Annotated in this window: 10 protein-coding genes and 2 pseudogenes; 11 read left to right on the top strand and 1 reads right to left on the bottom strand. The window is 41.5% G+C overall.

Going from position 1 to position 13,466, the window contains the following annotated elements; genetic code table 11:
• Positions 1-23: 23 nt before the first annotated feature.
• The 4 genes from PG840_RS08140 (at position 24) to PG840_RS08125 (ending at position 3,330) form a co-directional block, all read left to right on the top strand.
• Positions 24-227 (top strand): hypothetical protein, encoded by a 204-nt coding sequence (locus PG840_RS08140; protein ID WP_006426173.1) that lies wholly within the window; start codon positions 24-26, stop codon positions 225-227.
• On the top strand, positions 214-2,010 hold the full coding sequence (locus tag PG840_RS08135; protein ID WP_195484229.1) for a VirD4-like conjugal transfer protein, CD1115 family: 1,797 nt from the start codon (positions 214-216) through the stop codon (positions 2,008-2,010). Before PG840_RS08140 ends, PG840_RS08135 begins: the two co-directional genes overlap by 14 nt.
• Positions 2,011-2,044: 34 nt before the next feature.
• Complete coding sequence (locus PG840_RS08130) at positions 2,045-2,410, top strand: hypothetical protein (RefSeq protein WP_006426171.1); 366 nt, start codon at positions 2,045-2,047, stop codon at positions 2,408-2,410.
• A gap of 83 nt (positions 2,411-2,493) precedes the next feature.
• On the top strand, positions 2,494-3,330 hold the full coding sequence (locus PG840_RS08125) for a hypothetical protein (RefSeq protein WP_021740711.1): 837 nt from the start codon (positions 2,494-2,496) through the stop codon (positions 3,328-3,330).
• A 54-nt stretch (positions 3,331-3,384) separates the two neighbouring features.
• Here the strand turns inward: PG840_RS08125 and PG840_RS08120 are convergent, their stop codons facing one another.
• Complete coding sequence (locus PG840_RS08120; RefSeq protein WP_021740710.1) at positions 3,385-3,765, bottom strand: hypothetical protein; 381 nt, start codon at positions 3,763-3,765, stop codon at positions 3,385-3,387.
• A gap of 82 nt (positions 3,766-3,847) precedes the next feature.
• Here PG840_RS08120 and PG840_RS08115 point away from each other — a divergent pair, with 82 nt between their 5' ends.
• From PG840_RS08115 to PG840_RS08085, 7 genes and pseudogenes are all read left to right on the top strand, one after another.
• The gene (locus PG840_RS08115; RefSeq protein ID WP_021740709.1) at positions 3,848-4,240 is read left to right on the top strand and encodes a PrgI family protein; all 393 of its coding nucleotides are present in this window, start codon (positions 3,848-3,850) and stop codon (positions 4,238-4,240) included.
• Positions 4,221-6,281: pseudogene (locus PG840_RS08110) on the top strand (VirB4-like conjugal transfer ATPase, CD1110 family); the annotation flags it as partial. The gene PG840_RS08115 and the pseudogene PG840_RS08110, both read left to right, overlap by 20 nt.
• Positions 6,282-6,845: 564 nt before the next feature.
• Complete coding sequence (locus PG840_RS08105; protein WP_009296951.1) at positions 6,846-8,636, top strand: reverse transcriptase domain-containing protein; 1,791 nt, start codon at positions 6,846-6,848, stop codon at positions 8,634-8,636.
• A 120-nt stretch (positions 8,637-8,756) separates the two neighbouring features.
• A pseudogene (locus PG840_RS08100) lies at positions 8,757-9,032 on the top strand (VirB4-like conjugal transfer ATPase, CD1110 family); the annotation flags it as partial.
• 88 nt (positions 9,033-9,120) lie between these two features.
• Entirely contained in the window at positions 9,121-9,528 is a 408-nt protein-coding gene (locus PG840_RS08095; RefSeq protein ID WP_028087880.1) for a DUF6075 family protein, read from the top strand.
• 25 nt (positions 9,529-9,553) lie between these two features.
• The gene (locus PG840_RS08090) at positions 9,554-11,275 is read left to right on the top strand and encodes a lysozyme family protein (protein WP_195484228.1); all 1,722 of its coding nucleotides are present in this window, start codon (positions 9,554-9,556) and stop codon (positions 11,273-11,275) included.
• A 129-nt stretch (positions 11,276-11,404) separates the two neighbouring features.
• On the top strand, positions 11,405-13,466 hold a 2,062-nt coding region (locus PG840_RS08085), incomplete at its 3' end, for a penicillin-binding transpeptidase domain-containing protein (RefSeq protein ID WP_270613500.1).

Genomic DNA, 13,466 nt, shown 5'->3' with positions numbered 1-13,466 from the left:
AATTCGGGAAAGGAGAATGCAAAATGAGCAGTGATACGATTACGTTAGAACTGGATAAATATGAGAGTGGCGTAGTGTTCCATTCCCTAAAGGACAAGCGGAATCAGATGCTGAAAGAGGGAAAAGATACGGAGCTTGTCGATGACGTTTTAATGAAAGTCATTGAGAAAATCGAAGTACCGTCGGAGAAGGAAAAGCGAGGACGCAGAAGCCATGAAGAACGATGATGAGCAGAGCAGTCTGATGTTGGCGGTAATTGGAATTATCCCGGTTATCTGGTTTGCGTTACTTGTCGCACCTTATCTTTCGTCTGGTCTTATGGGGATTCTGGATGGAGTCCCGGAAGCAATGAACCATCCGTTTTCGATTCGGTTATGTGGGGACAGTGTAAAAACTGTCCTTATTTTTTTGCTGTCTTACGGCATGGGAATCGGGATTTATATTTCTACCAAGAAACATTACCGACGAGGTGAAGAACATGGTTCTGCTAAATGGGGAAATGTGAAGAAAATAAATCGCAGATACAAGGAGAAGCGGTTTACAAAAAATAAGTTGCTGACCATGCATGTGCAGATCAGTTATAACATGAGGAAACATTTGCGAAATGTATTGACGGTTGTGATTGGTGGTTCCGGTTCAGGGAAGACCAGATTTTTTGCAAAGCCGAATCTGATGCAGGCGAATACTTCTTTTGTGGTTTTAGATCCAAAAGGAGAAAATCTAAGAGATACTGGGTATCTTCTGGAAGAAAAAGGATATGAGGTAAGAGTGCTTGACCTGATCAACATGGAAAAGAGCCATTGCTATAACCCGTTTGTATATCTGAAGGACGATAACGATGTGCAGAGATTGGTAACGAACCTATTCAAAGCGACTACACCCAAGGGAAGTCAGTCAAACGATCCGTTTTGGGATACTGCAGCTTCCATGCTGTTGCTGGCACTGATTTTCTATTTACAGTATGAAGCACCAGAGGAAGAACAGAATTTTCCGATGGTAATGGAAATGTTACGTGCCGGAGAAGTCAGAGAAGACGATGACCAGTATCAGTCACCACTTGATGAATTATTTGAGCGGTTGGAAATGAAAAATCCAGAACACATTGCAGTGAAGTATTACAAAGATTATCACTCTGGTAGTGCAAAAACATTAAAGTCCATTCAGATTACACTTGCAGCAAGACTTGAGAAATTTAACTTATCCAGTCTGGCAGCACTGACCGCAACGGACGATTTAGACCTGCCATCACTGGGAGAGCGAAAAATGGCTTTATTCGCGTTAATCCCGGACAACGACACCAGTTACAACTTTCTGGTGTCAATTTTGTATACCCAGTTATTTCAGCAGTTGTTCTATCTGGCAGACCATAAATATGGAGGGAGACTTCCGGTTCATGTGCATTTCCTCATGGACGAATTTGCAAATGTTTCACTGCCTGATGACTTCGATAAGATTCTGTCTGTGATGCGTTCCAGGGAAGTGTCAGTCAGTATTATTTTGCAGAATCTGGCGCAGTTAAAAGCATTGTTTGAGAAGCAGTGGGAAAGCATTATGGGAAATTGTGATGAATTTTTATATTTAGGCGGCAATGAGCAGGGAACACATAAATATGTCAGCGAACTTCTTGGCAAGGCAACGATTGACACGAACACCTATGGAAAGTCAACGGGACATTCCGGGAACTATTCCACCAATTATCAGAATACAGGGCGGGAGCTGATGACACCCGATGAAGTTCGCATGTTGGATAACCGATATGCGATTCTTTTTATTCGTGGAGAAAGACCAATTTTAGACGAGAAATTTGATATTTTAAAGCACCCCAATGTGGGACTTACAACTGACGGAAACGGAAAACCATATCTGCATGGAGCAGTTGACCGGGCAGTGGCAAGTATTTCACTGGGAGACAGCTTGGAAGGCGAGTTCACAGATGATTCTCTGGAAGTGGAAGATTATGAATTATTATCCGATGAAGATCTGGAAGAAATCATTCAGAAATATCAGTAAATCCAAGAAAAATATATAGGAGGCTATCAAAAAAATGAAGTTAGATATGCGAAAGAAGCAGGAGAAGAAAGAAACAACAAAATCAACGAAGAAGCTGCCAATGACAGCAAAAATGAAACGTGCCATGGCAGTGTATATTGCAATGGTACTGATTATGACAGCAGGAGCAAGTACCGTATTTGCGGCAGACGATCCACTGACCGTTATCAATAATCTGTCCACGTTTATCTTTGGACTGATTCGTGCCATCGGAATGATTTTGTTGGGATTTGGAATTGTGCAGGTCGGTTTATCACTGAAATCTCATGATCCAAGCCAGAGAGCGAATGGATTCCTGACACTTGCAGGCGGTGTTATTATTACATTTGCAAAAGAAATCCTGAATCTGATTACAGGTTAAGAAGAATAGGAAATAAGGAAACGGGACGGTGCAGGTCCGAAAGGAATCGCACCGCCCAGGCTAAGACAGGAGGTGTTTAGAAGGTGTCAGATAACTGGGTAGTACAGAACTTGCAAAATGCCTTGGATACCTGGAACAGCAAACTTGCAGAAATCTGGCAGATACTCACACAGTCACCGGAAACCTTTAAGGGTGGCGGTATCTGGCAGGTGATTGTGCAGATCCATGGAGCATTGCAGGCAATCGGCTATGCTTTGTTAGTGCTTTTCTTTGTAGTCGGAGTGGTCAAGACTTGTGGAAGTTTTACAGAGGTAAAAAGACCGGAACATGCATTGAAAATTTTTATCCGTTTTGCGATTACAAAAGGCGTAGTCACGTATGGACTGGAGCTGATGATGGCATTATTCAATATCATACAAGGAGTGACCAGTACGATTATGCAGACCGCAGGATTTGGAAGTACGGAAGATACCGTTTTACCGGACGAAATCATAGAAGCGGTAGAAGATTGTGGATTTTTTGAAAGTATTCCTCTATGGGCGGTGACGTTGATCGGTGGACTTTTTATTACAGTTCTGAGCTTCATTATGATTATGAGTGTATATGGAAGATTTTTTCGATTGTATCTTTACACAGCGATTGCACCGATTCCATTATCTTCATTTGCAGGAGAGCCGAGTCAGAATATCGGAAGAAGTTTTTTGAAGTCATACGCAGCAGTGTGTCTGGAGGGAGCAATCGTGGTACTTGCCTGCATTATATTTTCATTGTTTGCATCATCACCGCCAGTTGTCAATCCAGATGCAGCAGTAGTCACTATGGTGTGGAGCTATATTGGAGAGTTGATTTTCAATATGCTTGTACTGGTCGGTGCGGTGAAGATGTCAGACAGGGTAGTGAGGGAAATGATGGGATTATAAAAAACAGAGTATGTATGGTAAGAAACCGTACATACCCTGTTGTATGTTATGAGCCTATTCTACAATATCTTTGCTGTCATTATATCTCATATTTCCCTGAGAATCGAAATGAACAGAATCTAATGGAATCCCTCTTTGTCTGGCACGAGAAATCTGGAAGGACATATCGTCTTTCATAACTTTGTAGTATTGATGTTCCTGCCATTTGCGTCGCAGAGCAAAAATCCAGCTGAGAACAGAAAAGGCAGTCAGCAGATAGAGGATTGCAAATGCAAGTTTCTCATGAGTTGCTGCCCATGGATTCAGAATTGTGGAAACAGCAAGAAAGTATAACAGCGGTAAGGTCAGATTTAATCTGGCAGCAATCCGAAACAGCAGAGAAATCAGGAATAGAGCAACGGTAACAACAAGTGAAATCATAACAGTGATTGGCATAGGTCAGTCCCCCCTTTCATTTACCCAAAGTGTAACAGAACAGAAAAAATATAACAAATGTGCGATTTGGAGGTGTATCGTTTTGGAAGTAAAAATTAACAAGGAAATCAGGGATTACACGGAAGCAATCTTTTTCGGATTGTCCCTGAGACAGTTTATCTTTTCAGGATTAGCCTGCGGGATTGCCGTTGGGCTTTATTTTTTGCTTCACCCATACATGAGCATGGAAACAGTGAGCTGGATTTGTGTACTGGGAGCTGCCCCATGTGTAGTGTTCGGGTTTGTAAAATATCATGGAATGACAGCGGAGCAGTTTATCTGGGCATGGATAAAATCAGAAATCCTGATGCCGAAAAAACTGGTGTTCCGGTCAGAAAATCTTTATTTTGATGCGGTAGAACCAGTCATTAAAAAATATGAGAAAGAAAGTCTGAAGAAGGAGGGACGCAAGAAGAATGATAAAAACGCTGAGTAATATTTTCAAGCAGGATAAAGAAAAATTTGTAATTCCAAGAAGCGTACAGCAGGTAATTCCCATCGAGACTATCTGGTCAGACGGGATTTTTAAAATCGGGAGAAATAAATTTGCACGTACTTATAAATTTACAGATATCAACTACGCGGTGGCAAGCAAAGTAGATAAGGAAACCATGTTCCTGGAATATATGGATTTATTAAATTCTTTCGATTGCGGTGGAACAACAAAAATAACGATCAATAATCGCCGCTTGAATAAGGTGGATTTTGAAAAAGCAATCCTGATTCCGATGCAGGAGGACGGACTGGATTTATATCGGAAAGAGTACAACAATATGCTTTTAGATAAGGCAACCAGTTCCAACAGCATGGTGCAGGAAAAATATGTGACAGTATCCTGCTATAAGAAAACAATCGAAGAAGCCAGAACGTATTTTGCACGAGTGACAACAGAGCTGAACAGTCATTTTGCAAGATTGGGTTCCAAATGTGTAGAGATAAATGGAGAAGATAAGTTACGGATTCTGCACGATTTTTACCGTACAGGAGAAGAATCTGGTTTCCATTTTGATATTCAGGAGAATATGAGAAAAGGACACAGCTTTAAAGATTATATCTGTCCGGATACCTTTGAATTTGAAAAAGATTATTTCCGCATGGGAGATCGTTATGGAAGAGTACTTTTTCTTCGTGAGTATGCTTCTTACATCAAAGACGATATGATAGCAGAACTGACCGACATGAATCGAAATCTGATGTTGAGCATTGATGTGATTCCGGTTCCGACTGATGAAGCAGTACAGGAAGTGGAAAAACGTTTGTTAGGTGTGGAGACTAATATAACAAACTGGCAACGACGCCAAAATGCCAACAATAACTTTTCCGCAGTGATTCCTTATGATTTGGAACAGCAGAGAAAAGAAAGTAAAGAGTTCATGGACGATTTAACCACACGTGACCAGCGTATGATGTTCGGTATACTGACTATGGTGCATACGGCAGAATCGAAAAAACAGCTTGATGCAGATACGGAAACACTTCTGACAATCGGACGGAAAAAGTTATGCCAGTTTTCTGTTCTGAAATTTCAGCAGATGGACGGACTGAATACAGCACTACCCATCGGACACCGGAAGATTCCGGCAGTCCGCACACTGACTTCGGAGAGTGTAGCAGTGTTGATGCCATTCCGGGTGCAGGAGATTATGGACGCAGGTGGAATCTATTGCGGTGAAAATGCAATCTCCCATAACTTAATCATGTGTAATAAAGAAAAACTGTTAAATCCAAACTCATTCCTTTTAGGAGTACCGGGAAGTGGAAAATCCTTTAATGCAAAAATGCAGATTGTATTCCTGGCACTGGCAACGCAGGACGATATCCTGATTTGTGATCCAGAGCGAGAGTATGCATCATTAGTTGAAGCAATGGGCGGAGAAGTGGTTCGCATTGCTGCAGGAAGCCGGGACCATATCAATGCAATGGATATGGTAGACGGATATGGAGATGGCGGTGATCCAGTGATTGAGAAGTCACAGTTTATTTTATCTCTGTTTGAACAGTTGGATAAAAAAGGAATCAATGCAAAGGAACGTTCCATTATTGACCGATGTGTGGGAGAAGTTTATGAGGAATATCAGCATGGCGGAGCAGTGCCGACTTTGCGGGTGTTGCGTGAAAAATTTTTAGAACAGGAAGAACCGGAAGCACAGGATTTGGCACTGGTATCAGAATTATTTACCAATGGAAGTCTGGACGCATTTGCACATGAAAGTAATGTTGATGTGAATAACCGTATCATGGTATACGACATTCTGGATTTAGGAAAACAGTTAAAGACCATGGGACTTCTGGTAATCACTGATGCAATGTTGAACCGGGTAACGGAGAACTGGAAACAGGGAAAGCGAACCCATATTTTTTTAGACGAGTTTCATGTAGTATTTGAAAATGAGTATTCCGGAGCATTTTTTAACTCTGCATGGCGAAGATTTCGTAAGCGTAATGCATTCCCGACAGCAATCACACAGAACGTGGAAGTGCGCCCAGATAGGGCGCTGTGCAAAGCAGTTTAAGGTACTGCCGCACACGGCAGTGTGCGAAACAATCTGCCTTACCGACTAAGGAGAAATCCTTTACGGGAACAGCGCATGGCAGAAAAAGGAATAGTCACCAAAGGACTTAGGTGCGACTGTTTCCTAATGTTAAGAAGATATGAGGATAAGATTGGGTTTATCGAATGCAAGGTTCCAGTTCCTGTTTTTTGCAGGTGTGGGAAAAGTCCTGAAACCCATGTCATAACGCTGTCACGTCATCTTTCACGGCGGGACAACTGCCAACACGTTATGAAACAGGCGTGAGAACACGTCACAAAGAACCGAAAGCATATCCGACAATCTTCATTAACCTATGCACAGTGCTAACTGGGGATTGCCTAAGTTCGGCTCATTTGCCGGATATGGTAACGGAGGCTCCATAGTAGTTTGAGAACCCTGAATTGACAGGGAATGCCGTAAATTCGGATGCGGGAAAGCCGCTTACATGGCGAAGGGAGCCAGTTAGTAACATCTAAAATGTAGGAATGAAAGGGAGGAGAAACCTCAATGAAACCAACATCTGAAATTTTAGAGCGTATTGAAAAGTGTTCCAGCGAACACAAAGACGGCGTGTTCACAAGGCTTTACAGATATTTGCTTCGTGAAGATATTTACTACGCCGCCTACCAGAAACTTTATGCAAACAAAGGCGCAACAACACAGGGTATCGACGACGATACCGCAGACGGTTTCAGTGACTTCTATGTAAAAGAGTTAATCCAGTCATTAAAGGATGGAACCTACAAGGCTAATCCTGTAAGGCGTGAGTATATTCCAAAGAAAAATGGAAAACTCCGCCCTCTGGGTATCCCGTCTTTCCGTGACAAACTCCTGCAAGAAGTTGTCAGAATGATTTTGGAAGCTATCTATGAACCTGTCTTTGACAGTCATTCCCACGGTTTCAGACCGGGCAAAAGCTGTCATACCGCACTCCGTCAGATTTCTTCTGACTTCACGGGCGTGGTTTGGTTTATCGAGGGCGATATTCAAGGTTGTTTTGATAACATCAATCACGAAAAACTGATTGAAATTTTGAGCAGGAAAATCAAAGACAGTCGTTTTCTGAACATCATTCGCCAGTTTTTGAAAGCTGGGTATATCGAGAATTGGAAGTACAACGCCACTTACAGCGGTTCTCCGCAGGGTGGTATCTGCTCTCCAATACTTGCAAATATCTATCTGAATGAGCTGGACAAGAAGTTTCGGGAAATCGCAGAACGCTTTGATAAACCGAGGTCTGCATATCAGACACCGGAATATCATGCGGCAAGCAAAGAATTAAAAAGACTGTCCTATTGGATTGACCATACCGCTGATGAAGCGGCAAGACAAGAACTGATTGACCAACATAGGGCGCAGAAGAAAGCTATGAGAAATCTGCCCTGCAAACCTGCCGACAACAAGAAGTTTACTTTTGTCCGTTATGCGGACGATTGGCTGGCAGGCGTGTGCGGCACAAAAACGGAATGTGAGGAATTGAAAGCCGAAATCGCTGAATTTCTAAGCACAGAGCTGAAATTAACTCTAAGCGAGGAAAAGACGCTGATAACGCACAGCTCCGAAAAAGTCCGCTTCATTGGCTATGATATTTGTGTCCGCAGAAATCAGGAAGTCAAAGGTCACAGAATGAAAAACGGAACGTGGAGAAAATCCCGTACCCTGCACATGAAAGTCGCCTTGTCTATTCCCCATACGGAAAAGATTGAAAAATTCATGTTTGCAAAGAAAGTCATTCGCCAGCAGGAAAACGGGGAGTTTCAGCCGATACACAGAGCCGGACTTCTCAACCTTGCGGATTACGAGATTGTGGAACAGTACAATGCCGAAGCAAAAGGATTATGCAACTATTACAATCTGGCTTGTGATTATCACACGCTGGACTACTTCTGCTATCTCATGGAGTACAGTTGCTTAAAGACGATTGCCAATAAGCATAAAACCAGTATCCGCAAAATCATTCGCCAGTATAAAGACGGGAAAACATGGTCTGTCCCTTATGAAACTAAAGCAGGGACTAAACGTGTTCGCCCTGTTAAAATCGCAGACTGCAAGCGTGGCGAAGCGAGTGACATTATTTATCAGAGAAAGAAATTTAGCTGGAAAACCACTATCAGACAACGGCTCAATGCCAGAGTTTGTGAATTATGTGGGTGTAAAGAAGCCGATTTGTATGAAGTTCACGTCATACGGAACTTAAACGAGTTGGGTAATTCTGATTGGGAAACCGTGATGAAAAAGAAGCGGAGAAAAACGCTTGTTGTTTGCAGCAAGTGCCATGAAAGAATACACAGACACTAATCAATACGTCAATTACTAATGGGGAGCCGGATACTTCGAGAGGAGTAAGTCCGGTTCCGAGGGAGGGTGTAGGAAACCTGCCGCCAGCGGCGGCAAGGCGCCTTTACCCTACCCTACTATCTGTTAGATTCTGTTCTTGCAAGTACGATGATTTCCAACAGTGAGTATATCGTGATGCTTAATCAGGCAGAGCCGGACAGAGCAAAGTTGGCGACACTTTTGAATATTTCTACAGAGCAAATGGGATATATCACAAATGCAGATGCCGGTTGTGGTCTGGTGAAATATGGAAGTTCGCTTGTACCGTTCGTCAATAGATTCCCAACCAATACAAGGTTGTATAAACTGATGACCACAAAGCCGGGAGAGGACAGTATCAACCGGGGAAGAATGTAAAATTAAAAATATTTTGAATAATGAAAAGCAAGGCACTGAAAATCGTCACAATTTGTGGCGTTTTTTAGTGCCGGAAAAGGAGCCAAATATGTCAGAAATCAGATTTTCATCAAAGGAACACGAAAAGTTTTTTTATCAGATGTTAGCTAAATGCGGAAAGCACGACAGTTATTACAGTTCATTTTTCTATTGTGTGGGAATTTCTGAAGATACCAGAAATCATGTTGATCGCATGTTTGATTTTAAAGAGCGTTTGATTAAACCAGAAGCATTGCATGAAGGGTGGCAGACAGGCGGTTCGGCACGATTGACCAGACTGGCTTTCAACTTGTGGAATGGATATGTGGAGAAGGGAGAAGAAAGTCTGTCTACCCCATACGAGATGTTCGATTGTGGCTATGCATCATATTTTTATGAAGCAATCCGCATGAAATACCCGGAATACTGCCGGGAACTGCCACAGGTGAGCAAAAAAGAAACTAATCATGAACGCTAGATAAAGATTCAAATGGAGAAAAGCGATGGATCGTAAGATAAAAACACGCCAAGTCCATAAGGATATTAAAGTATTAGATAAGACAGTTACAGTGACAGACCATGTTAAGCAGTCCTATGTCAGAACAAAAGAAAATATCATGCAATCGACGGAGAAATCTAGTGATAGAGAGAATAATCCGGTAGGTTATGCAGAAGATGCGGCCAGCAAGTATGCTGACCGCATCTTTCACGAAACAGGGCATCAGGTACGCAGACAGGCAGGAAAGATTATTGAACGGAAGAAAGAGAAAGCTTCTGTTTCTTCGACAGGCGAAGAAACAGTTTACCAGCCGAAAGAAGAAATTCGACCAGTACCGCCTTCAGGCGGAGAAACGGCACAGGAGCAGGGAAAAGAACTTGCTGTCAAAAAAATTAAGACCATTGAACGGGATAAAAGAACCATCAAGACCGGGAGAGCATCGGAACAGGTTGTAAAGAATACTGGAAAAGGTACTATCAAGACCTCTGGAAAAGCGGTCAAGACTGCAGAACAGACGGCAAAGACCAGTATTAAGACATCGGAGCAGACAGCAAATGTTTCTGTCCGGGCAATGCATTATTCCATGAAAAAAGCAGAAAAAGCAGTGCAGGCAGCAAGACAGACAGCACAGAATACAAAGATTGCAGTGAAAACGACAGCAAAGGCAGTAACACATGTAATAAAAGCGTTGATGGAAGCTATAAAAGCATTGTTAAGTGGATTGACCGCAGGCGGTTGGATTGCAGTGGTGATATTGATTATCGTCATTTTATTTGGTGGATTTCTTTGCATGACAGGCGGGGATAATTCCAGTACGGTTTCTTCTGTCAGTGCAGAAGTAGAAGCATATGAGCCACTAATTCGGCAGTATGCAAACCAATATGGAATTGGTGAATATGTGGAATTGATTAAAGCGATTATGATGCAGGAATCCGGTGGGAGAGGACTTGACCCGATGCAGTGTTCAGAGGGCAGTTTTAATACAAAATATCCCAAACAGCCGAATGGAATCACAGATCCGGAGTATTCGATTTCTTGCGGAGTGCAGGAAATAAAAAGCTGTCTGGAACGTGCAGGAGTAAAAAATCCTCTGGATATGGAAAATATTAAACTGGCATTGCAAAGCTACAATTATGGAAATGGATATCTGGAATGGGCGAAAGCTAGAGGTGGATATACCCTTGCCAATGCAGCAGAATTTTCTGATATGATGGCACAGAGAATGGGGTGGAGCAGTTATGGGGACAAGCAGTATGTACCACATGTGCTTCAGTATTATGCATTTGGAAGAATCCCGACAGGTATCGGCAATCAGGCAATCGTTCAGGTGGCAGCATCGCAGGAAGGAAAAGGCGGAACGACTTATTGGAGATGGTATGGATTTGGAGGCAGGGTAGAGTGGTGTGCCTGCTTTGTGTCCTGGTGTGCAGACCAGAGCGGTTATATTCAGAGTGGAGTCATTCCGAAATTTTCTCTTTGTTCGGACGGTGTGAAGTGGTTTGAAAGCAAAGGTAGGTTCCGTGACGGAAGTTATACCCCGGTGGCAGGAGATATTATTTTCTTTGACTGGGGAAATAATGGGACGATTGACCACGTTGGAATTGTAGAGAGTGTCAGCGGTGGAACCGTCAATACCATAGAAGGCAACAGTGGGGATAAAGTGGCAAGACGGAGTTACCGTATCGGAAGCAGTAATATCTATGGATACGGTGTCCCGGCATATTAAAAGGCAGGAGAAAAAGTGTGATAGTCTAATGGTGAATCTGGAGTATACAATTCCTGAAAATAGACTTGACTTTTAAATATTACAAGCGTAAGATTTAAGAAACAAAAAAATTAGAAGAAAGGAATATCTATGAAAAATAGACGAAAAAAGCAAAATATCCAAAAATCTTACGCTTGTAAGATTTTTGGGCTGATAGTAGCTATAACAGTAATTGCTGTTTCAGGAGGTGTTTTATTAAAAAGGACGATAACGGAATCACCAGAAGACACACTTGTGGAATATATGAACCATATTGAAAAAAAGGAATATGAAGTAATGTATACTATGATAGATTCAGATGAAAAAGTTTATCTGACAAAAGAAGAATACATACAACGAAATTCTAAGATATACGAAGGAATAGAGGTCAGTGACATTAAAATCAGTCATATAGCTGTGAAAGAGAAAAAAGCAGATACAGTTACGCTTTCGTATGAAACATCATGTAATACAATTGCCGGAACAATACAATTTGACAATATGGCGGAACTGAAGAAGACGAAACAGGGATATAAATTAGTATGGCAGGATAGCCTGATTTTTCCAGATTTAGAGAGTGATGATAAAATAAGTGTTACTACATCAAAAGCGGAGAGAGGAGAAATATTAGACCGAGATGGTAAAATGCTTGCAGGAAAAGGAGTAGCAACATCAGTTGGCATTATACCGGGAAAGCTGGAAGACAGGAATGTATCTATTGAAAAAATAGCGGAGTTATTAGAGATAGATGTAGAAACAATAAATAACAAACTCACAGCAAAGTGGGTAAAAGAAGATTCTTTTGTACCAATTGAAACTATTCCGAAAGTAGAAGAAATAGATTTAATGAAAATACAGCCAGAAGAAAAGACACTTGAGGAGCAGGATTGTCAGAATAAACTTTTGGAAATTCCAGGGGTTATGCTATCAGATGTGGAAGTTAGAACCTATGAGTTAGGGGAAGCAGCAGCTCATTTAATTGGTTATGTACAGTCTGTAACAGCAGAAGATTTGGAAAATCATCCAGGGGAAGGATATTCAGCTGAAAGTGTAATCGGAAGATCTGGGGTGGAAAAGTTATACGAAAAGCAATTAAAAGGAAAAGATGGTTGTGATATAAAGATTTTGGATAGTGATGGGGAAGTAAAAGAGGTTCTTGCAAGTATTTTTAAAGAAGATGGTATGGATATAAGATTAACGATAGATTCCGATTTGCAAAAATCATTATACGAGCAGTTTAAAGAAGATCCGGGGTGTTCTGTCGCAATGAATCCTTATACGGGAGAAGTATTGGCTTTGGTAAGTACCCCATCTTATGATAATAATGAATTTATACGGGGCTTATCATCAGAGAAATGGACATCATTAAACGAAGACGAAAAGAAGCCATTATATAATCGTTTTCGTCAAGTATGGTGTCCTGGCTCAACATTTAAACCAGTTGTGGCAGGAATTGGGTTGAAAACGGAAAGCATAGATCCAAAAGAAGATTTTGGAAATGAAGGTTTGGCATGGCAGAAAGATTCGTCTTGGGGATCTTATCAAGTGACAACACTTCATGAATATGAACCGGTTATTATGAAAAATGCAATTATCTATTCTGATAATATTTATTTTGCAAAGGCAGCTCTTAAAATTGGTAGTGAGAATTTTATGAATACTTTAAATGAAATAGGATTTAATCAGGATATGCCGTTTGAGATTGCGATGCAGGAATCAACATATTCCAATACAGATAAAATAGAAACAGAAATACAATTGGCAGATAGTGGTTATGGGCAAGGGCAGATTCTTGTAAATCCATTACATCTGGCAAGTATTTATACTTCATTTTTAAATGAAGGGAATATGATAAAACCGTATTTGAAATACAAAGAAGAAGCATCCGGTGAAACATGGATAGAAAATGCGTTTAGCAAAGAAAATGTAGAAGAAATTATGCAAGGGGTGGAAGGTGTTGTAAATGATCCGGAAGGAACCGGATATGCTGCACATCGTGACGATATTTTGCTGGCTGGAAAAACAGGGACAGCCGAGTTGAAGGCAACGAAAGAAGATACTTCTGGCAAAGAAATCGGGTGGTTTTCGGTGTTTACGGCAGATAAAAGCGTGGACAAACCAATTCTTCTTATCAGTATGGTTGAGAATGTGAAAGGAATCGGTGGAAGTGGTT

It is taken from the genome of Coprococcus sp. AM97-35, from assembly GCF_027697525.1.
In the GTDB taxonomy this organism is placed as follows: Bacteria; Bacillota; Clostridia; order Lachnospirales; family Lachnospiraceae; genus Allocoprococcus; species Allocoprococcus comes.
This window is presented reverse-complemented; position numbering and strand designations above follow the sequence as displayed.